At 72.6% G+C, this 19222-nt stretch carries 17 protein-coding genes and 1 pseudogene; 9 read left to right on the top strand and 9 right to left on the bottom strand.

Features of this window, described 5'->3' with window-relative positions; all coding sequences use genetic code 11:
• Positions 1-58: 58 nt before the first annotated feature.
• Positions 59-1276: a phospholipase D-like domain-containing protein gene (locus AC07DU_RS29915; RefSeq protein ID WP_360903677.1), complete on the bottom strand. Its 1218-nt coding sequence runs from the start codon at positions 1274-1276 to the stop codon at positions 59-61.
• Positions 1277-1418: 142 nt separating this feature from the next.
• Between AC07DU_RS29915 and AC07DU_RS29920 the strand changes: the two genes are divergently transcribed.
• On the top strand, positions 1419-1883 hold the full coding sequence (locus AC07DU_RS29920) for a type II toxin-antitoxin system PemK/MazF family toxin (RefSeq protein WP_479037682.1): 465 nt from the start codon (positions 1419-1421) through the stop codon (positions 1881-1883).
• An 86-nt stretch (positions 1884-1969) separates the two neighbouring features.
• Here AC07DU_RS29920 and AC07DU_RS29925 read toward each other — a convergent pair whose 3' ends face one another.
• Positions 1970-2815 carry a TIGR02452 family protein gene (locus AC07DU_RS29925; protein WP_479114824.1) on the bottom strand — a complete coding sequence of 282 codons (846 nt, stop codon included), beginning with the start codon at positions 2813-2815 and terminating at the stop codon, positions 1970-1972.
• Positions 2816-2930: 115 nt separating this feature from the next.
• On the opposite strand from AC07DU_RS29925, the gene egtA reads away from it, so the two are divergent.
• The 4 genes from egtA to egtD are packed head-to-tail and all read left to right on the top strand — an operon-like array spanning position 2931 to position 7403.
• A complete protein-coding gene (egtA, locus tag AC07DU_RS29930) occupies positions 2931-4307 on the top strand; it encodes an ergothioneine biosynthesis glutamate--cysteine ligase EgtA (RefSeq protein ID WP_479114826.1) in 1377 nt (458 codons plus the stop codon).
• Entirely contained in the window at positions 4250-5638 is a 1389-nt protein-coding gene (gene egtB / locus AC07DU_RS29935) for an ergothioneine biosynthesis protein EgtB (RefSeq protein ID WP_479037690.1), read from the top strand. The genes egtA and egtB overlap by 58 nt, the downstream gene beginning before the upstream one ends.
• Positions 5638-6396: an ergothioneine biosynthesis protein EgtC gene (gene egtC / locus AC07DU_RS29940; protein WP_479037693.1), complete on the top strand. Its 759-nt coding sequence runs from the start codon at positions 5638-5640 to the stop codon at positions 6394-6396. Before egtB ends, egtC begins: the two co-directional genes overlap by 1 nt.
• Positions 6393-7403, top strand: a complete 1011-nt coding sequence (gene egtD / locus AC07DU_RS29945; RefSeq protein ID WP_360903696.1) for an L-histidine N(alpha)-methyltransferase — start codon at positions 6393-6395, stop codon at positions 7401-7403. The genes egtC and egtD overlap by 4 nt, the downstream gene beginning before the upstream one ends.
• 207 nt (positions 7404-7610) lie before the next feature.
• On the opposite strand, the gene AC07DU_RS29950 is transcribed toward egtD, so the two are convergent.
• Positions 7611-8873, bottom strand: a complete 1263-nt coding sequence (locus tag AC07DU_RS29950; protein WP_479114828.1) for an extracellular solute-binding protein — start codon at positions 8871-8873, stop codon at positions 7611-7613.
• Positions 8874-9038: 165 nt separating this feature from the next.
• Here AC07DU_RS29950 and AC07DU_RS29955 point away from each other — a divergent pair, with 165 nt between their 5' ends.
• Positions 9039-9254, top strand: coding sequence for a dodecin (locus AC07DU_RS29955; RefSeq protein ID WP_030012846.1), 216 nt, complete (start codon positions 9039-9041; stop codon positions 9252-9254).
• Between the two features lie 16 nt (positions 9255-9270).
• Here the strand turns inward: AC07DU_RS29955 and AC07DU_RS29960 are convergent, their stop codons facing one another.
• Complete coding sequence (locus AC07DU_RS29960) at positions 9271-9762, bottom strand: phosphatase domain-containing protein (RefSeq protein ID WP_360903700.1); 492 nt, start codon at positions 9760-9762, stop codon at positions 9271-9273.
• A 72-nt stretch (positions 9763-9834) separates the two neighbouring features.
• On the opposite strand from AC07DU_RS29960, the gene AC07DU_RS29965 reads away from it, so the two are divergent.
• Positions 9835-10833 carry an LLM class flavin-dependent oxidoreductase gene (locus AC07DU_RS29965; protein WP_479114830.1) on the top strand — a complete coding sequence of 333 codons (999 nt, stop codon included), beginning with the start codon at positions 9835-9837 and terminating at the stop codon, positions 10831-10833.
• 10 nt (positions 10834-10843) lie between these two features.
• Positions 10844-13232 (top strand): annotated as a pseudogene (locus AC07DU_RS29970) (excinuclease ABC subunit UvrA).
• 33 nt (positions 13233-13265) lie between these two features.
• Here AC07DU_RS29970 and AC07DU_RS29975 read toward each other — a convergent pair.
• From AC07DU_RS29975 to AC07DU_RS29990, 4 genes are all read right to left on the bottom strand, one after another.
• Positions 13266-13916: a hypothetical protein gene (locus AC07DU_RS29975; protein WP_479114832.1), complete on the bottom strand. Its 651-nt coding sequence runs from the start codon at positions 13914-13916 to the stop codon at positions 13266-13268.
• A gap of 174 nt (positions 13917-14090) precedes the next feature.
• A complete protein-coding gene (locus AC07DU_RS29980) occupies positions 14091-14837 on the bottom strand; it encodes a succinate dehydrogenase/fumarate reductase iron-sulfur subunit (RefSeq protein WP_479037711.1) in 747 nt (248 codons plus the stop codon).
• Entirely contained in the window at positions 14834-16792 is a 1959-nt protein-coding gene (locus AC07DU_RS29985) for a fumarate reductase/succinate dehydrogenase flavoprotein subunit (protein ID WP_479114834.1), read from the bottom strand. The genes AC07DU_RS29980 and AC07DU_RS29985 overlap by 4 nt, the downstream gene beginning before the upstream one ends.
• A gap of 2 nt (positions 16793-16794) precedes the next feature.
• The gene (locus tag AC07DU_RS29990; RefSeq protein WP_479114836.1) at positions 16795-17499 is read right to left on the bottom strand and encodes a succinate dehydrogenase cytochrome b subunit; all 705 of its coding nucleotides are present in this window, start codon (positions 17497-17499) and stop codon (positions 16795-16797) included.
• Positions 17500-17570: 71 nt separating this feature from the next.
• Here AC07DU_RS29990 and AC07DU_RS29995 point away from each other — a divergent pair, with 71 nt between their 5' ends.
• Positions 17571-18449, top strand: coding sequence for a LysR family transcriptional regulator (locus tag AC07DU_RS29995; protein WP_479037717.1), 879 nt, complete (start codon positions 17571-17573; stop codon positions 18447-18449).
• Positions 18450-18471: 22 nt separating this feature from the next.
• On the opposite strand, the gene AC07DU_RS30000 is transcribed toward AC07DU_RS29995, so the two are convergent.
• Positions 18472-19116: a TetR/AcrR family transcriptional regulator gene (locus AC07DU_RS30000; protein ID WP_479037720.1), complete on the bottom strand. Its 645-nt coding sequence runs from the start codon at positions 19114-19116 to the stop codon at positions 18472-18474.
• Positions 19117-19222 lie beyond the last annotated feature (106 nt).

Genomic DNA, 19222 nt, shown 5'->3' on the forward strand with positions numbered 1-19222 from the left:
CCGCAGGAGCGCCGCGCCCGCCTCCTCCTGCTAGCGCCGCGCCCGTCGCCTCCTCCAGCTACAGGTAGCGGCGGACGGGTAGCACTGCGGTCTCCCGGGCGCGCTGCAGCAGCGAGCGCCGCTTCCAGCGGTCGGGGCGGATCAGTTCGCTGGCTTCGAGGTCCTCGGCGTAGTGCGCGTCGAGGGTGGCGGTGAACTCGGCGTCCATGACGGCGAGCATGACCTCCTCGTCGTGGTCGAGGGAGCGGCGGTTGAAGTTCGTGGAGCCGATCAGGGACACGATGCCGTCCATGGTGATGATCTTCGCGTGCATCATGGTCGGCTGGTACTGGTGGATGCGTACGCCGCAGGCGGTCAGCGCCTCGTAGCGGTGCTGTCCCGCCAGCTGGCACACCCGCTTGTCCGTGTGGGGGCCGGGCAGCAGGATCTCGACTTCCACGCCGCGGCGGGCCGTGGCGCAGAGCAGGTCGATGAAGTAGGTGTCGGGGGCGAAGTAGGCGGTCGCCAGACGGACCCGCTCCTCGGCCGATTCGAGGATCACGCGCATCAGGGTCTGCATGTCCTGCCAGCCGAAACTGGCCGATCCGCGTACCACTTGCACGATGGCGCCCCCGCTGGGCCCGTGGCTGACGAACCGGTCGCGCTCGTCGAAGAGTTCCTCGTGGCATTCGGCCCAGTTCTGGGCGAAGGCGGCGGCGATGCCGTCGACGGCGGGCCCTTGGACCTCTACGTGCGTGTCCCGCCACTCGCTGGGGTTGCGCGCGTCACCGCACCATTCCTCGGCGATGCCGACGCCTCCGGTGAAGGCCGTCTGCTCGTCGACCACGAGGACCTTGCGGTGGCAGCGGTGGTTCTGCTTGAGCGGCGAGAGGTAGAGCGGTTTGCGGAACCACGCGATCTGGACTCCGGCCCCGCTCATCCGGTCCAGCAGGTCGCGCTCTATGAGACGGCTGCCGAAACCGTCCAGCAGCAGCCTCACCCTCACCCCCGCACGCGCCCGGTCGCTCAGGGCTTCGGCGAAACGCCGTGCGATGTCGCCCCGCCAGTAGACGAAGGTCATCATGTCGACCGTGTGGCGGGCGCCGCCGATCGCCTCCAGCATCGCGGTGAAGATCTCGTCCCCGTTGCGCAGGGGCCGTACGGCGTTGCCCTCGGTCGCCGCGATGCCTATGAGCCGCTCCAGACGCCGGCGTATGCGGTGGATCCGCTCGTCCGCCAGGCCGCTGTCGGCGGTCACAGCCGTTGCACCGCCGAGCGGCCGCTCTCCGTCAGTCATACCGGCTCTCCTCGGTCGGGACATGGGCGCTCAGGACCCTATCCGACGGCATCGAGGGCTCCGGTCCCAGATCCCCGGGGCGCGCGGGGAGCCGCACCCGGCCCGGCCGTCCCCCGTCTCGAAACCCAGTACGCTCCGCCGCATGACGGCACTTTCGCATCAGGGCAACGGTCACATCGAGCAGCCCGGACGGGACGGGGACACCGCCACCGTCGAGGCCGATCCGCGCTCCATCGGGCCGGTCCGCACCGAGTACGCCCCCGACCCGGACGGGGATCCCGACCCCGGCGAGATCGTGTGGACCTGGGTCCCGTACGAGGAGAACGACGGCCGCGGCAAGGACCGCCCGGTGCTGGTCGTGGCGCGGGAAGCGGGCGGGCGGACGCTGCTCGCCGTGCAGCTGTCCAGCAAGCGGCACGACCACGACCGGGAGTGGGTGCCGATCGGGACGGGTCCGTGGGACAGCGCCGGGCGGGAGTCCTGGGTGGCCGTCGACCGCGTGCTGCGGGTGCACGAGTCGGGGATGCGGCGCGAGGCCTGCGCACTGGACCGGGGGCGCTTTCGGCTGGTGGTCGACCGGCTGGGCGAGCGGTACGGCTGGCAGTAGGGGCAGCGGTCCGGAGGGCGGGGGCCGGGGGCAGCGGTCCGGAGGGCGGGGGGGCAGGGGGGCGGCGCCGCCCGGACCGCCGCGCCTCAGGTGCCGAAGTCCGCGAAGGTCCGCTCGAAGGCCTCCCGCGTCTCGGGCTTGCGGTCCAGGATCCCGAACACCACCCGCTCGAAGACCCCCGCGAAGCGGCCGGCCAGCAACCCCCGGAAGGCCGCGGACACCTCCGCCGGGTCGCACTGGAACACTCCGCACCCCCACGCGCCCAGCACCAGCCGCCGGTAGCCGTGCAGCGCCGCCACCTCCAGGACCAGCCCGGCGCGCCGGGCCAGCGCCCCGGGGATCTCGGCGACGCGCTCCGGCTCCTGGCGCCGGATCGTGCCCGCGTTCGGGGCGGGTGAGGTGAGGAAGCCGGCCCGGAAGGGGGTCTCCAGCAGGTCACCCCGGTCGTCGCGGAAGACGGGGACGCCGGGCGAGTGAATCACCCGGTCGGTGTAGAAGGTGCTGCGCTCCGCGCGGTGGACCTCGTAGTACTCCGGGGCCTGGAGCAGGGTCTCGTACAGGGCCGAGGCGCGGCACAGCGCCTCCTCCTGGGCCTTGGCGCCGCGGACGTAGCCGCCCCCGGGATTCCGGGCCGACGCGTAGTTCAGCACCGCCACCCTGGACGCCTCCTCCGGCTCCTCCTGGTGGCGCGCGGCGAGCCTGCGTGCCGCGACCGTGCTGCTCTCGCCCGTGACCTCGACCGCCGTCCGGGCGTACCCCCGGGCGATTTTCTCGCTTGGAATGACCCGGTTTGGTCCATATATCCTGGTTCCTGCCTTGGCCTCCGCCAGGGCGGCGGCAAGCGGGATCTGCCGCCCGGACCGCGTCCGATAGCCGCCGGACGCCAGGATTTCCGCGTTCTCCCGCGCGATCTCGCGCAATCTGCTGCTCATTGGCTCATCCTCGACACGGCTCTCCCGGGCGGCAAAGGAATTTGTGTTCGAGGGTTCGAGGGACGGGTAGGCACGGGTGATGTCATCGCAGACGACAGGAGACGAGGACCCGGTCATGCCACCACAGGATTCACCTGCCTCATCCGCCCCACCTGCCTCACCTGCTCCCCCCACGGCCACCACGGCCACCACGACCCCCGCTGCCCCCGGACCGTCCGAGCCCTCCGCGGCTTCCCCGATCACCGAGCCCGAGGCCGAGGCCCTGATCCACGGGATCTGTTTCAAGACGGGTCCGCCCCGTCTGATCGGCGCCGAACTCGAATGGCTGGTCCTGGACGCCGAGCGGCCCGGGCAGCCCCTGACTCCCGAGCGGCTGCGGGCCGCGCACACCGCCGCCCGCGCCCTGCCCCTGCACTCCGGGCTGACCGTGGAACCGGGCGGTCAGCTCGAACTCAGCTCGGCCCCCGCCGCATCCCTCACCGGATGCGTGGACGGCCTGCAGGCCGACCTCACCGCCGTACGGGGCGCCCTGCTCGCGCAGGGGCTGGTCCTGCGCGGCCTCGGCCACGACCCGCGTCGGCCGTACCGCCGGCTGCTGAACAGCCCGCGCTACGACGCAATGGAGACCTACCTCGACCGCACCGGCCCCGCCGGGCGCGCCATGATGTGCGCCTCCGCCTCGGTGCAGGTCTGCGTGGACGCCGGGTACGAGGAGCCGGGCGTCCTCGGCCACGGCCGACGCTGGCGGATGGCACACCTGCTGGGCGCGGTCCTCGTGGCCGCCTTCGCCAACTCCCCCGCGCACGAGGGCCCCTACGCGGGCTGGCGCTGCGCCCGCCAAGGGCTCTGGAGCGACCTCGACACCCGGCGCTCGCTCGCCCCGCCGCTGGACACGGACCCCCGGGCCGGGTGGACGCGGCAGGCGCTGGACACCGAGGTGATGTGCGTACGGTCGTACGACGGCGAGCCGGGGGAGATCCCGCGCGGCACGACCTTCCGCGACTGGCTGCGCGCCGGTGGCGGCCCGGGCCTGCGCGCGCCCGCCGCCGAGGACCTCGACTACCACCTGACCACCCTGTTCCCCCCGGTGCGGCCGCGCGGCCACCTGGAGCTGCGGATGATCGACGCGCAGCCCGGTGACGACGGCTGGCTGGTCCCGCTGGCCGTCGTGCACGCGCTGTTCGACGATCCGGAGGCCGCCGAGACCGCGTACCGGGCGACCAAGCCCCTGGCCGACGCCTACGGGCCGCGGCCCGCCCCCCGCAATCCGCTCTGGCGGTCCGCCGCCCGCGACGGCCTGCGCGACCGGGACCTGCGGACGGCCGCGCGGGCCTGTTTCCTGGCCGCGGCCGAGGCCCTGCCCCGGCTCGGCGCGAGCGCGCACGTCCAGGACACGGTGGGCGCCTTCACCGAACGCTTCGTCCTGCGCGGCCGATGTCCGGCCGACGAGCAGGAGCAACTGCAGCTCACCGCGAAGGAGACCCGACGGTGACCACGCAATCCACGCCTGCCACGCCGGGCACGCCGGCCACGCACGACCTGCGAGAGCGGGCCGCGGCCGCCCTGACGGCAGCGCGGGCGCGCACGGCCGCGCTGACCGACGCCGTGACCGACCCGGAACTGACCGCCCAGCACTCCCCCCTCATGTCCCCGCTCGTCTGGGACCTGGCGCACATCGGGAACATGGAGGAGCTCTGGCTGCTGCGCAACGTCGCGGGACACGAGGCCATGCGCCCCGAGATCGACCCGCTCTACGACGCGTTCGAACACCCCCGGGCCGAGCGGCCGAAGTTGCCGCTGCTGGGCCCCGAAGAGGCCCGCGCGTACGCGGCCGAGGTGCGCGGCCGCGTCTTCGACCTGCTGGAGCGCACCCCGCTGGAGGGGACGGCGCTGCTCGACTCCGGCTACGTCTTCGGCATGATCGCCCAGCACGAGCAGCAGCACGACGAGACGATGCTGATCACCCACCAGCTCCGCAGGGGTGCGCCCGTGCTGGCCGCCCCGGACCCGTCGCCACCGAGCGGCCCGGCCCCGACCGCCACCGAAGTGCTCGTGCCCGGCGGGCCGTTCACCATGGGGACCTCGGTCGAGCCGTGGTCGCTGGACAACGAACGCCCCGCGCACGAGCGGGAGGTGGCGCCGTTCTGGATCGACACGGCCCCCGTGACCTGCGCCGGTTTCAAGGAGTTCATGGCGGACGGCGGCTACGGCGAGCGCCGCTGGTGGGCCCCCGAGGGCTGGGAGCAGATACGGGCCCACTCCATCGGGGCGCCGCTGTTCTGGCGTGCGGAGGGCGGCCAGTGGGTGCGCCGCCGCTTCGGGGTGACGGAACCGGTGCCGGACGACGAGCCGGTGCTGCACGTCAGCTGGTACGAGGCGGACGCCTACGCCCGCTGGGCCGGCCGGCGGCTGCCCACGGAGGCGGAGTGGGAGAAGGCGGCCCGCTTCGATCCCGGGAGCGGCCGCTCGACGCGTTACCCGTGGGGCGACGAGGACCCGACGCCCGCCCACGCCAATCTGGGGCAGCGCCATCTGCGCCCGGCCCGCGCGGGCAGCTACCCGGCCGGGGCCTCCCCGCTCGGGGTGCGCCAGCTGATCGGCGACGTGTGGGAGTGGACGGCCTCCGACTTCCTGCCCTACCCGGGCTTCCGTCCCTTCCCGTACCGGGAGTACTCGGAGGTGTTCTTCGGCCCGGAGCACAAGGTGCTGCGCGGCGGTTCCTTCGCGGTGGACCCGGTGGCCTGCCGGGGCACGTTCCGCAACTGGGACCTCCCCGTACGGCGGCAGATCTTCTCCGGCTTCCGGACCGCGAGGGACGCCTGATGTGCCGCCATCTCGCCTATCTGGGGCCCGAGGTGGCGCTCGGGCGGCTGCTGAGCGAGCCGGAGCACTCACTGGTGCGCCAGTCCTGGGAGCCGCGCCGGCAGCGGTCCGGCACGGTGAACGCCGACGGCTTCGGCATCGGCTGGTACGCGCCGGGCGACCCCGTTCCGGCCCGCTACCGGCGGGCCGGGCCGGTCTGGGCCGACCTCACCTTCACCGACCTCGGCCGGGTGGTGCGCAGCGGAGCCGCACTGGCCGCCGTAAGGGACGCCACGCAGCCGGGGGGCGACGGGGAGGCGGCGGCCGCGCCCTTCGCGGACGGGCCCTGGCTGTTCAGCCACAACGGCGCCCTGCGGAACTGGCCCGACGCGGCGGTCCCGCTCGCGGCCGGGCTGCCGCCGGGGGAACTGCTCCGGCTGGCCGCGCGCACGGATTCGGCGCTGATCTGGGCCCTGGTACTACGCCGCCTGCGGGCGGGGGACGACCTGGGCACGGCGCTCGCCGAGCCGGTCCGCGACCTGGCCGCGGCCGCGCCGGGCTCGCGGCTGAACCTGCTCGTGACGGACGGGACCGCCATCGCCGCCACCGCGTGGGGGGACTCGCTCTGGTACCTGTCCGAGCCGGACGACCGGCGCACCGTGGTCGCCTCCGAGCCCTACGACGACGACCCCCGGTGGTGCGAAGTGCCCGACCGGACCTTGCTGACCGCCACCCGCACGTGGGTCGAGCTGACCCCGCTCAAGGAGAACTGCCCGTGACCAGCTTTCAGTTGACCCGGACCCTCGACGAGCACGCGGCGGAGACCGCGTTGCGCACGGATGTGCTGCGGGGCCTGACGGGCAGCCCCAAGGTGCTGCCGCCCAAGTGGTTCTACGACGCGCGGGGCAGTGAGCTCTTCGAGGAGATCACCCGCCTGCCGGAGTACTACCCGACGCGCGCGGAGCGGGAGATCCTGCTGGAGCGGGCCCAGGAGATCGCCTCGGCGAGCGGCGCCCGCACCCTGGTGGAGCTGGGCTCCGGCTCCTCGGAGAAGACCCGGCACCTGATCGAGGCGATGCCCGCGCTGGACACGTACGTGCCCGTGGACGTGAGCGAGAGCGCCCTGCGGGGGGCTGCCGAGACGCTGTTCGCGGAGCATCCGGGGCTACGGGTGCACGCCTTGCTGGCCGACTTCACGCGTGCCCTGCACCTGCCGGACTCCCCCGGTCCGCGGCTGGTGGTGTTCCTGGGCGGGACGATCGGGAATCTGCTGCCGCCGGAGCGGGCGGTGTTCCTGGCGTCCGTACGGGCGATGCTGTCGCCCGGGGACGCGCTGCTGATGGGCACGGACCTGGTGAAGGACGAGGCCGTGCTGGTCGCGGCGTACGACGACGCGCGCGGCGTGACGGCGGAGTTCAACAAGAACGTGCTGGCCGTCATCAACAGGGAGCTGGAGGCGGACTTCCACACCGCCGACTTCGCGCACGTGGCGGTGTGGAACAGGGAGCAGGAGTGGATCGAGATGCGGCTGCGGGCCCGGTCGGAGGTGGTGGTGAAGGTCCGGGCCCTGGATCTGGTGGTGCCGTTCGCGGCGGGCGAGGAGATCCTGACGGAGGTGTCCGCGAAGTTCCGTCAGGAGGGTGTCCGCAAGGAACTGGCCGCGGCGGGGCTGGAGTTGACCCAGTGGTGGACGGACGCGGCGGGCCGTTTCGCGCTGTCGCTGTCTGAAGTCGGCCCGTCGCCGAGCGCTCCGGCCGGGACGCAGGCTCCGGCGACGGCCTCCTGAGCCGCGGCCGCGAGGTCCCGCCGGTTCGTGTGCCGGCCCGGCGGGATCCGCGACGGCGTCCAGGGCCGTCTGGAAGGCGGCCCTGTGGAACGTCCCCGGGGGCCCGTCCGCGCCTGGTGGAACCCTCTTCCGTGACCGGCGCTGGAGTGGACATGACCGCTCAGCGGCACCTGGATGTGCGGACGCTGAACGCGATGGCGGCCCCTCTCAGCGGTCCGCGCTGAGCACCTTCCCTATCTCCTCGGAGGCCGCCCGGGCCGCCTGCCTGGGGTCCTGGCCGGTCAGCACGGCGGTCATGAACGGCTTGATCGGGTTCTTGGCCTCCACCTCGGCCCAGCGGGCGGATTTGGGGGTGGCGCGGCCCTGGGCGGCGCCGGGTGCCATGGCGGCGGCGCCCTCGTTGCCCTCGACCACGCGCGCGAGGGTGGTCTTGTTGGGGACGTAGCTCATCGTCCGGGCGAGTTCGGTCTGCCACTTCTCGCTGACCAGGGCCGTGATCACGTCCACGGCGCCCTTCCGGTGCCTCGTACGCTCCGGGATGATCAGGTCGGAGCCGCCGGTGAGGACGGCTCCCACCTTGTCGGTGGTCTTGCCGGGGATCGGGAAGAAGCCGAGCTTGCCCTTGAGGGCGGGGTTGGCCGCCTCGATCTCGGCGACCTGGCCGGGCGGGGCGATGATCTGGGCGACCTCGCCGCGGGCGAAGACCTGGGACTGCGGAGGCGTCTCCTCGTCGGCGCCCTTGGGGCCGTCGCCCAGGGCCTGGAGCTGTTTGTAGAAGTCCATGCCGGCCAGGGCCTTCTCGTCGTCGAGGGCGCCGACCCACTGGCCGCTGGTCTCGACGGCGATGTCGCCGCCCTCGTCCCAGATGAAGCCGGCGAGCACGTACCAGTTCTGGCCCGCCAGGTAGATGCCCTGCTGGTCGCCCTTGTCGAGCTTCTGGGTGGCCTGGATCCACTCCTGGCGGTTCTTCGGCGGAGCCTTGATCCCGGCGCTCGCGAAGAGGTCCTTGTGGTAGATGACCACGCGGTTGGCGGCGTACCACGGGATGCCGTACTGGGCGCCGTTGATGCTTCCCGGGTCGGAAAGGCCCTTGAGCCAGTCCTTGCTGCCCCACTCGCGCAGGCCCTCCAGGGTGAGTTCCTCGATGCCGCCGGTCTCGATGTACCGGGCGACCTGCGTGTTGCCGACCTCGATGACGTCGGCGCTCTCCTTGCTCTTGCCTTCGAGGACGGCGTTGACCTTGTCGCCGATGCCCGTCCACTCCTGGATCCTGACCTCCAGGTCGGTGCCGGGGTGTTCCTGTTCGAACGACGCGGTGAACGCGTCGATGAAGTCCTCCGAGGCGCTGCCCTTCATCAGCCAGAGCGTCACCTTCTGCGGTCCTGCGGCCGGGTCGGCCAGCTGGCTGCAGCCCGTGAGGGCGGTCGCGGCCGCGAGTGCGGTGCACACGGCGAGGAAGCGCATCTTCAAGAGGGTCACCTTCTGGGGGCTCGATCTCAGATGGCTAGAAATTGGCATAGACCAATAGGCCGGTCAAGTGCCTTTCCCCGGGGACTGTTCACGCAAAGCTCGCGCAGCCGGACTTACTGGGGCACCGTAGAACCAGGCAAAAGCCACCCACTGTCGGGAGACTCCATGTCCAATCACACGTACCGGGTGACCGAGATCGTCGGCACCTCCCACGAGGGCATCGATCAGGCCATCCGCAACGGGATCGCCCGGGCGGGCCAGACCGTGCGGAACCTGGACTGGTTCGAGGTGGTCCAGGTACGCGGACACATCGAGAACGGGGAGATCGCCCACTACCAGGTGGGGCTCAAGGTCGGCTTCCGCCTCGACGGCGAGGACTGAGGCCGGGAGCCCTCCCTCAGGTCCGGCCCTCGGTCTCCTGGGCGTCCTTGAGCTCGGGCGCGTCCGCCGCCCAGTCGGCGAGGACCACCCGGAAGCCGGCGGCGCGCGCCGCCTGGCACACCAGCTCGTCGTCGTCCACGAGCATCCGCACCTCCCGGCCCCGGCCGAGCCGCTTGAGGATCTCCAGCTTGGTCGTCCGGGCGGGCCGCCGGTCCTGGTTGCCGCGCATCCACACCCGCCCCTCGGGCAGACCGTGCCGGGCGAGCCAGTCGACGGTGTCCGCCCGGCACCGTTCGGGGCGCCCGGTCAGATACACCACCTCGCAGTCCTGCCCGCTCTCCACGGCCAGCGCGACACCGCGCGGGAGCGGCGGATCGGCCGGCGCGGCGCCGAAGAAGCCGTCCCAGTCCCGGGGGCGGCGCTCCAGGAAGTGCTGGCGATGAGCGGTGTCCGCCAGGGTGTTGTCGATGTCGAAGACGGCCAGCGGCCGCGTGGTGATCCCGGTCATGCCGCCACCCTAGGAGATGCGGGCCGCGCGCCCCGCCGGGAATCCTCACGGCCCCGGGACGTTGAGGACGGTGTGATCCGCACACTCTCGATACTGGACCGGTCGCGCACCCGCGAGGGCCACTCGGCCCCGCAGGCCCTGCGCGACACCGTGGAACTCGCGCGTGCGGCCGAGGAGCTCGGCTACCACCGCTTCTGGGTGTCGGAGCACCACAGCGTGCCCGGGGTCGCGGGCTCCGCGCCGACCGTGCTGGCCGCGGCCGTCGCCGCGGCCACGCGGCGGATCCGCGTCGGCACGGGCGGGGTCATGCTGCCCAATCACGAGCCGCTGGTGGTCGCGGAGCAGTTCGGGGTCCTCGAGTCGCTGTTCCCCGGCCGGATCGACATGGGGCTGGGCCGCTCGGTCGGCTTCACCAACGGGATCCGGCGGGCTCTGGGCCGCGACATCGGGGACGCCGACCGCTTCGAGGAGCAGCTGGCGGAGTTGCTGGGCTGGCTCGACGGCACCCAGCGGGCGCACCCCGAGGTGCACGCCCACCCGGCCGAGGGGCTGCGCGTACCGGCCTTCGTCCTGGCCACGGGCGAGGGCGCCCAGATCGCCGCCCGGGCCGGGCTGCCGCTGGTGGTCGGCGATCTCCGTGGCCGCGGCCGGGTCGCCGAGGCCGTGGCGCGGTACCGCGAGGAGTTCCGGCCGGCCGCCGGGGGCTCGGAGCCGTACGTGGTGGTCTCCGGGACGGTGGCGGTCGCCGCGACCACGCAGGAGGCCCGGCGCATGCTGGTTCCGGAGGCGTGGTCCCTCGCGTACTCCCGGACCAGGGGCAGCTTCCCGCCGCTGCGCCCGGCCGAGGAGGTCGAGGCGCTGGAGATGAGCCCGAAGGAGCGGGAGCTGTACGAGAACGCCCTCGCCGGGCACATCCACGGCACCGAGGAGCAGGTCGCGGCGGAGCTTTCCGAGGTGGCCGCGCTGACCGGTGCGGACGAGCTGCTGGTCACCACCTCCACCTACGACCGGACGGCGCTGCTGGACTCCTACGGCCGACTGGCGCGCCTGGCGGGCCTCTCGGGCCTCTAAACTGGGACGAATGGACCAGGCCGCCGCATCCACCGCCCTTCCCCACGCGTCCCTCGATCCATTCGTACGGGTCCGGGGCGCCCGGGAGCACAACCTGCGGGGCGTCGACGTGGACATCCCCCGCGACGCGCTCACCGTGTTCACCGGGGTCTCCGGCTCCGGGAAGAGCTCGCTGGCCTTCGGCACGCTCTACGCCGAGGCCCAGCGCCGGTACTTCGAGTCGGTCGCCCCCTACGCCCGCCGCCTCATCCACCAGATCGGCGCCCCGAAGGTCGATTCCGTCACCGGGCTGCCGCCCGCCGTCTCGCTGGAGCAGCGCCGTTCCTCCCCCGGCTCGCGCTCCTCGGTCGGCACGGTGACCCTGCTGTCCAACTCCCTGCGGATGCTGTACTCGCGGGCCGGGACCTACCCCCCGGGAGCGCAGCGGCTCGACTCCGACTCCTTCTCGCCCAACACCGCCGCCGGAGCCTGCCCTTCGTGCCAGGGGCTCGGCCGGATCCACCGCACCAGCGAGGAACTCCTGGTGCCCGACCCCAGCCTGTCGATCCGTCAAGGTGCCATCGCCGCGTGGCCGGGTGCCTGGCAGGGCAAGAACCTGCGCGACGTCCTGGAAACCCTCGGCCACGACGTGGACCGGCCCTGGCGGGAGCTGCCCGCGAAGGACCGCGAGTGGATCCTGTTCACCGAGGAGCAGCCGGTGGTGACCGTGCACCCGGTGCGGGAGGCCGACCGGATCCAACGTCCCTACCAGGGCACGTACATGAGCGCCCAGCGCTATGTCATGCGCACCTTCGCCGACACCAAGAGCGCCACCCTGCGGGCCCGCGCCGAGCGGTTCCTCACCGATGCGCCGTGCCCGGTGTGCGAGGGGCGGCGGCTGCGCCCGGAGGCCCTGGCCGTCACCTTCGCCGGGCACGGCATCGCCTCGCTCGCGGCGATGCCCCTGACGGAACTGGACGGCGTACTGTCCGGCGCACCCGCTCGCCGAGGACCTGCGCTCGCGCATCGGGCCCGTCACGGAGCTGGGGCTCGGCTACCTGAGCCTGGACCGTACCGCGCCGAGCCTGTCAGCCGGCGAGCTACAGCGCCTGCGGCTGGCGACGCAGCTGCGGTCGGGGCTCTTCGGGGTGGTGTACGTACTGGACGAGCCGTCGGCCGGGCTCCACCCGGCCGACACCGAGGCGCTGCTCGGCGTACTGGACCGGCTGAAGGAGGCCGGGAACACGGTCTTCGTCGTGGAGCACCAGCTGGACGTGGTGCGGCACGCCGACTGGCTGGTGGACGTGGGACCGCTGGCCGGTGAGCACGGCGGTCAGGTGCTCTACAGCGGGCCGCCGAAGGGCCTGGCCGGGATGACGGAGTCGGCGACGGCCCGGCACCTGTTCGCGGAGCGGGAGCCGCAGCCCGCCGGAGCTGCCCGGCGGGTGCGCGAGGCGGCCGGGTCGGTGCGGGTGACGGCGGTGGACCGGCACAACCTGCGGGACCTGGACGCGCGGTTCCCGCTCGGGGTGTTCACGGCCGTCACCGGGGTGTCGGGGTCGGGGAAGTCCACGCTGGTGGGGCAGGTGCTGGCCCGGGAGGTCGGCGAGCGGCTGACCGAGCCGGCCTTTCCCGTACGGCGGCTGGTGGAGGTGGACCAGAAGCCGATCGGCCGGACCCCGCGGTCCAATCTGGCCACCTACACGGGCCTGTTCGACGTGGTGCGGCGCCTCTTCACGGCGGCTCCGGAAGCGAAGGCCCGCGGCTGGAAGGCGGGCCGGTTCTCCTTCAACGTGGCGGGCGGCCGGTGCGAGACCTGTCAGGGCGAGGGCTTCGTCTCGGTGGAGCTGATGTTCCTGCCCAGTACCTACGCCCCGTGCCCCGAGTGCGCCGGTGCGCGGTACAACGCCGAGACCCTGGAGGTCCGTTACGCGGGGCTGAACATCGCGGAGGTGCTCGGCCTGACGGTGGAGTCCGCGGCCGGTTTCTTCGCGGAGGTCCCGGCGGCGGCGCGCAGTCTGCGCGCGCTGGAGGACATCGGGCTGGGCTACCTGCGGCTGGGACAGCCGGCGACCGAGCTCTCGGGCGGCGAGGCACAGCGGATCAAGCTGGCCACCGAGCTGCAGAGGCTGCGCCGGGACCACACCCTGTACCTGCTGGACGAGCCCACGACCGGCCTGCATCCGGCCGATGTACGGGTGTTGCTGCGGCAGTTGCACGGCCTGGTGGACGCCGGGCACTCGGTGGTGGTCGTGGAGCACGACATGGAGGTGGTGGCGGGCGCCGACTGGGTCATCGACCTGGGCCCGGGCGGCGGCACGGAGGGCGGACGCGTCGTCGCCTCCGGCACCCCGGCCCAGGTGGCGGCGGCGGGCCAGGGCCGCACGGCGGCCTACCTGGCGCGGGCGCTCGGCGGGTAGGGGCAGCCGGGGTGTCGTCGCCTTGACGGGCGCCTACGCGTCCCCGGGCAGCAGGTGCTGCGGGAGCTCGCGGAAACTCCACTGGCCCCGGCGGCGGGTGAAGGTCCAGACGAGGTCGTGGCGGTCGGGCCAGGTCGCGGGGGTGCCGGGGAGCTGGTGGGCGCCGAGGGCGCGGACCAGGCGGGGGATCCCGGTGTGTTCCCAGCAGACGAGTACGGGCATGGGCCCCGCCAGCGCGGCCTGCACCAGGGCCTGTTCGGAGCCCACGGCGTACTCCGAGCGGACGGGGGTGCGCAGCGCGGCGGCCAGCGCCGCCACGGTCTGCTTGCAGCGGGCGGGCGCCGTTCCCTTGCCTCCGGCCGCGAAGACCACCGCGGGGCGGGGCAGCGAGGAGCCGCGGGCCGGCGGGAAGAGGCGCGGGAGCTCCTCGGCGCGGCGCCAGCCGCGCCCCGCGAGCGAGCCGGGGTCGTCCTCGCCCTCCTCGTCCCAGCCGGAGTCGCCGGCGTACGGTTTCTCCGCGTGCCGGATCACCATGATCAGCGCGTCCTTCGGCGCGGCCTGCCCGCCGGCCGCCGGGCCCGGCGCGGGTTCCCGCGCGGAGCAGCCGGCCACGGCCAGCGGGGCGAGGGCGGCGGCCAGTACGGCTCGGCGGCGCGGTCCGGACCCGGCGGGGGCGTGTGGCATGCGGCCACTGTCCCCCACGGGCCCGGCGCCGCCGGGGCACGGCGCGGGACGGGCTGCGCCGGTCAGCCGATCGGCGCAGGGCCACCGCGCCGCCCGGGCCACCGCAGCACGGCGCGGCGTACGGCCCGTGCGGCGCAGGGCATGGGCGGCGCGGGCGGCGTGGGCCGTGCGGGGTCAGCGGGGGCCCTTGCGGACGGCCCGCAGCCACTCCTTGTTCATCGCCGTGATCGACGGCAGCGGGATCCCCTTCGGGCAGGCGGTGGCACACTCCCCCGTCAGGGTGCAGCCGCCGAAGCCCTCTTCGTCCATTCGGGCCACCATGTCCAGCACCCGGGTCTCCCGCTCCGGGGAGCCCTGCGGGAGGACGTTCAGGTGGTTCACCTTGGCGGAGGTGAAGAGCATCGCGGAGCCGTTGGGGCAGGCTGCCACGCAGGCGCCGCAGCCGATGCACTCGGCGTGCTCGAAGGCGAAGTCGGCGTCGGCCTTGGGTACGGCGGTGGCGTGCGCCTCGGGAGCGGCGCCGGTGGGGGCCGTGATGTAGCCGCCCGCCTGGATGATGCGGTCGAAGGCGCCGCGGTCCACGACCAGGTCCTTGACCACCGGGAAGGCGGCGGCCCGCCAGGGCTCGACGTCGATGGTGTCGCCGTCCGCGAAGGACCGCATGTGGAGCTGGCAGGTGGTGGTGCGCTCCGGGCCGTGGGCGTCGCCGTTGATGACGAGGCTGCAGGCGCCGCAGATGCCCTCGCGGCAGTCGTGGTCGAAGGCGACCGGGTCCTCGCCGCGCAGGGTGAGGTCCTCGTTGAGGGTGTCGAGCATCTCCAGGAAGGACATGTCCGGCGAGATGCCGTCGACCTCGTAGGACGCCATGTGGCCGGGGGCGTCGGCGCCGCGCTGGCGCCAGACGCGCAGGGTGAGCTTCATGCGTAGCTCCGCTGGGTGGGGTGGACGTACTCGAAGACGAGGTCTTCCTTGTGTAGGACGGGAGCGGCGCCGGTCGCGGTGAACTCCCAGGCGGCGGCGTACGCGAACTCCTCGTCGCGCCGGGCCGCCTCGCCGTCGGGGGTCTGGGACTCCTCGCGGAAGTGGCCGCCGCACGATTCGGTGCGGTGGAGTGCGTCGAGGCACATCAGCTCGGCGAGTTCCAGGTAGTCGACGATGCGGTTGGCCTTCTCCAGCGACTGGTTGAACTCTTCCCCGCTGCCCGGCACCTTGATGCGGCGCCAGAACTCCGCGCGGATCTCGGGGATGCGGTCCAGGGCCTTGCGCAGTCCGTCCTCGCTGCGGGCCATCCCGCAGTACTCCCACATGAGTGCGCCGATCTCGCGGTGGAAGGAGTCGGGGGTGCGGTCTCCGTCAACGGCGAGCAGCCGCGCGAGCCGGTCGCGGGTCTCGCGTACGACGGCCACCGCCTCGGGGTGGGTGTCGTCCACGGTGTCCCGGTGCGGGCGCCGCGCGAGGTAGTCGTTGATCGTGGACGGCAGGACGAAGTAACCGTCGGCGAGGCCCTGCATCAGCGCGGAGGCGCCGAGGCGGTTGGCCCCGTGGTCGGAGAAGTTGGCCTCGCCGATGGCGAAGAGGCCGGGGACGGTGGTCTGGAGGTCGTAGTCGACCCACAGGCCGCCCATCGTGTAGTGCACGGCGGGGTAGATCCGCATGGGCACCTCGTACGGGTTCTCCGCGGTGATCCGCTCGTACATGTCGAAGAGGTTGCCGTACTTCTCCGCGACCTTGTCGCGGCCCATGCGGCGGATGGCGTCGGCGAAGTCGAGGTAGACGCCCTGGCCTCCGGGGCCGACGCCGCGGCCCTCGTCGCAGACGTTCTTGGCGGCGCGGGAGGCGATGTCGCGGGGCACGAGGTTGCCGAAGGAGGGGTAGATCCGCTCCAGGTAGTAGTCGCGCTCCGCCTCGGGGATGTCCGCGGCGGGGCGGGTGTCCCCCTTGGCCTTGGGGACCCAGATGCGGCCGTCGTTGCGCAGGGACTCGCTCATCAGGGTGAGCTTGGACTGGTGGTCGCCGGTGCGCGGGATGCAGGTGGGGTGGATCTGGGTGAAACACGGGTTGGCGAAGTAGGCGCCGCGCCGGTGCGCCCGCCAGACGGCGGTCGCGTTGGAGTTCATGGCGTTGGTGGAGAGGTAGAAGACGTTGCCGTAGCCGCCGCTCGCCAGCACGACCGCGTCGGCGAAGTGGGTGCTGATCTCGCCGGTGATCAGGTCGCGGGCGACGATGCCGCGGGCGGTTCCGTCGATGACGAGCAGGTCGAGCATCTCGGTACGGGCGTGCATCTCGACGTTGCCCGCGGCGATCTGCCGGGACAGTGCCTGGTAGGCGCCGAGGAGGAGTTGCTGACCCGTCTGACCGCGGGCGTAGAAGGTGCGGGAGACCTGGACGCCGCCGAAGGAGCGGGTGTCGAGGAGGCCGCCGTACTCGCGGGCGAAGGGGACGCCCTGTGCCACGCACTGGTCGATGATCTCGACGGAGATCTGGGCGAGGCGGTGCACGTTGGACTCGCGGGCGCGGAAGTCGCCGCCCTTGACGGTGTCGTAGAAGAGGCGGTGCACCGAGTCGCCGTCGTTGCGGTAGTTCTTGGCGGCGTTGATGCCGCCCTGGGCGGCGATCGAGTGGGCCCGGCGGGGCGAGTCGGAGAAGCAGAACTGGACGACGTGGTAGCCCTGTTCGGCGAGGGTCGCGCCGGCCGCTCCGCCCGCCAGGCCGGTGCCGACGACGATGACGGTGTGCTTGCGGCGGTTGGCGGGGTTGACGAGCCGGGCCTCGAAGCGGCGGCGGTCCCACCGCTCCGCGATCGGGCCGTCGGGGGCCTTGGTGTCGGCGAGGGGTTCGCCGGTCGCGTAGGAGGCGTAGGGAGTGTGGGTGGTCACAGTCAGCTCACCAGTCCGGTCATGACGGCTATCGGGACGGAGACGAAGCCCGCGGTCAGTACGCCGGCGAGCAGGTTCGCGAGGGCTTTGAGCGCCTTGTCACGGCGGGCGTTTCCGGCGCCGAGGGTCTGGGCGGCGCTCCAGAAGCCGTGCCGCACGTGCAGGCCCATGGCGATCATCGCGACGAGGTAGATCGCGTTGCCGTACCAGGCCGAGAAGGTCGCGACCACGTTCTCGTACGGGTGGCCCTCCAGGGCCCGCTCGTTCACCGTGAGGGTGGTCAGGTCGAGCAGGTGCCAGACGATGAAGAGGCCGAGGATGACACCGCCCCAGCGCATGGTGCGGGTGGCATAGCTCGCCCGGCGGCGCTTGTGGGCGTAGGCGACCGGGCGGGCCTTGATGTCACGGCGGCTGAGCTGGTACGCGCTGACGGCATGGGCGACCACCGCGGCGAGCAGGACCACGCGGGCGGTCCACAGTCCCCAGTGGCTGTGCAGGAAGGGCTCGCCCATGTGCCGCAGCCAGCGGGCGTAGCCGTTGAACTCGTCGGGCCCGAAGAAGATCTTGAGGTTGCCGAGCATGTGCGCGACGAGGTAGCCGAGCATGATCAGCCCGGAGACCGCCATGACGGTCTTCTTTCCGATGGTGGAGCCCCAGACGGTCGAGACGGCGGAGCCGCCGGTCCGGGTGCGCGTTGCCAGAGCCATGGATCGAAGGTAAGGATGCGGGACCTGAAAGGTCCAAGACATGATCCCGGTCATCTTGATAGACATGGCCTATGCAGTTTCAGCAGCTCCTGTACTTCGTGGCCGTTGCCGAGACCCGGCACTTCACCCGGGCAGCGGAACGGGTGCACGTGGCCCAGCCCTCGCTCTCCCAGCAGATCAAGGCGCTGGAGCGGGAACTGGGCGCCGAGCTGTTCAGCCGGGCTCGCGGCAACATCACGCTCACGGACGCGGGCGAGACGCTGCTGCCGCTGGCCCGCAGGATCCTGGCGGACGCCGACACGGCGCGCCTGGAGGTGCAGGAGCTGGCGCAACTGCGCCGCGGCCGGGTCCGGCTGGGCGCCACGCCGAGCGTGTGCACGGGCCTGCTGCCGGACGTGCTGCGCGCCTTTCACTCCGCGCACCCGGGCATCGAGCTGCTGATCGAGGAGAGCGGTTCGCTCGACCTCGTACGGGAGCTCGCGCGGGGGGCCCTGGACCTGGCCCTGATCGCCCTGCCGTTGCCGCCCTCGGCGCCGGCCCTGACGACGGTGGAGTTGCTGACGGAAGACCTGGTCGTGGTCTCCTCGGCGGAGCGTCCGGCACCGGGCGGGGGCGGCGAGCTGACCATCTCCGCGCTGCGCGACGAGCCGATGGTGATGTTCCGGCACGGCTACGACCTGCGGGAGCTGACCGTGACGGCCTGCCGCGCGGAGGGCTTCGAGCCGGCGTTCACCGTGGAGGGTGGCGAGATGGACGCGGTGCTGGGCTTCGTCCGGGCGGGGCTCGGCCTCGCGGTGGTCCCGGCGATGGTGGTGGACGGCGCGGGTCGGGGCCTGCGGGTGACCCCCCTCGTCGGCTCTCCGCTGCGCCGCACGATCGCCCTGGCCCACCGCACGGACGTGGCTCCCCCGCGCGCCGCACGCGAGCTGAAGCGCATGCTCCTGGGCTGACCCGGCGGCGGACGTCCGGCCGTCAGGCCGTGCGTATGGGCAAGCCCTGGTCCAGCCCGCCGGCGAGCATCCCGAAGGCGTGGTCGGCATCGGTGACGGCAGCGGGGTGGGCCTCGTCGGCGCTGCTCCCCGAGGCGATCCGACGCCAGTTCTCCCGACCCAGCTCGTGGCGGACGTTCACGAGATGCAGGGCGGCCAGCCGGGCGGTGAGGGGCGGGACGGCTTCGTCCTCCAGCACGGCGGCGAGCAGCTCCACCTCGCGGGCGCTGTAGTGGGCGAGCCGGGTCTGGAGACTCGCGGTGGAGTAGAGGAGCCTCTGGAAGGCGACGACGTCGGGATCGTCGCAGAGCCCGGTGATCGGGTCCCTGCGGTCGAGGGCCTCTATGAAGTGCGCGTGCACGGCCCCGACCGGCCCCTGACCTGCCGGCCGCTCGCGCACGATGCGCGCCAGCTCGTCCTGGTGGTCGGCGAACCGGTCCAGGACCAGGTCCTCCTTGCTCGGGTAGTACCGGAACAGCGTGGGCTTGGAAACCTCCGCGGCGGCGGCGACGTCCGCCACGGAGACGTCGTCGAAGCCCCGTTCCAGGAAGAGTTCGAGCGCCGTCGCCGCCAGTTGGCGTCGCGTACGGAGCTTCTTGTTCTCGCGCAGTCCAGAGGTGTTGTCCATGCTCACAACGTAGCACGGGGTCGTTACCGAGTCACTATTCAAACCGGGTAAATCTTGGAACCGAATAATTTTTGAGACTGGGTTGCTTTTTCGCTCGGAAGCGGTT

This window comes from Streptomyces sp. NPDC045695 (genome assembly GCF_056432025.1).

What these genes read in the sequence shown, in the direction of transcription:
- AC07DU_RS29915 (WP_360903677.1), bottom strand. Translation starts at nt 1,276, where the DNA reads ATGACTGACGGAGAGCGGCCGCTCGGCGGTGCAACGGCTGTGACCGCC.
- AC07DU_RS29920 (WP_479037682.1), top strand. Translation starts at nt 1,419, where the DNA reads ATGACGGCACTTTCGCATCAGGGCAACGGTCACATCGAGCAGCCCGGA.
- AC07DU_RS29925 (WP_479114824.1), bottom strand. Translation starts at nt 2,815, where the DNA reads ATGAGCAGCAGATTGCGCGAGATCGCGCGGGAGAACGCGGAAATCCTG.
- egtA (WP_479114826.1), top strand. Translation starts at nt 2,931, where the DNA reads ATGCCACCACAGGATTCACCTGCCTCATCCGCCCCACCTGCCTCACCT.
- egtB (WP_479037690.1), top strand. Translation starts at nt 4,250, where the DNA reads ATGTCCGGCCGACGAGCAGGAGCAACTGCAGCTCACCGCGAAGGAGAC.
- egtC (WP_479037693.1), top strand. Translation starts at nt 5,638, where the DNA reads ATGTGCCGCCATCTCGCCTATCTGGGGCCCGAGGTGGCGCTCGGGCGG.
- AC07DU_RS29955 (WP_030012846.1), top strand. Translation starts at nt 9,039, where the DNA reads ATGTCCAATCACACGTACCGGGTGACCGAGATCGTCGGCACCTCCCAC.
- AC07DU_RS29960 (WP_360903700.1), bottom strand. Translation starts at nt 9,762, where the DNA reads ATGACCGGGATCACCACGCGGCCGCTGGCCGTCTTCGACATCGACAAC.
- AC07DU_RS29975 (WP_479114832.1), bottom strand. Translation starts at nt 13,916, where the DNA reads ATGCCACACGCCCCCGCCGGGTCCGGACCGCGCCGCCGAGCCGTACTG.
- AC07DU_RS29980 (WP_479037711.1), bottom strand. Translation starts at nt 14,837, where the DNA reads ATGAAGCTCACCCTGCGCGTCTGGCGCCAGCGCGGCGCCGACGCCCCC.
- AC07DU_RS29990 (WP_479114836.1), bottom strand. Translation starts at nt 17,499, where the DNA reads ATGGCTCTGGCAACGCGCACCCGGACCGGCGGCTCCGCCGTCTCGACC.
- AC07DU_RS29995 (WP_479037717.1), top strand. Translation starts at nt 17,571, where the DNA reads ATGCAGTTTCAGCAGCTCCTGTACTTCGTGGCCGTTGCCGAGACCCGG.
- AC07DU_RS30000 (WP_479037720.1), bottom strand. Translation starts at nt 19,116, where the DNA reads ATGGACAACACCTCTGGACTGCGCGAGAACAAGAAGCTCCGTACGCGA.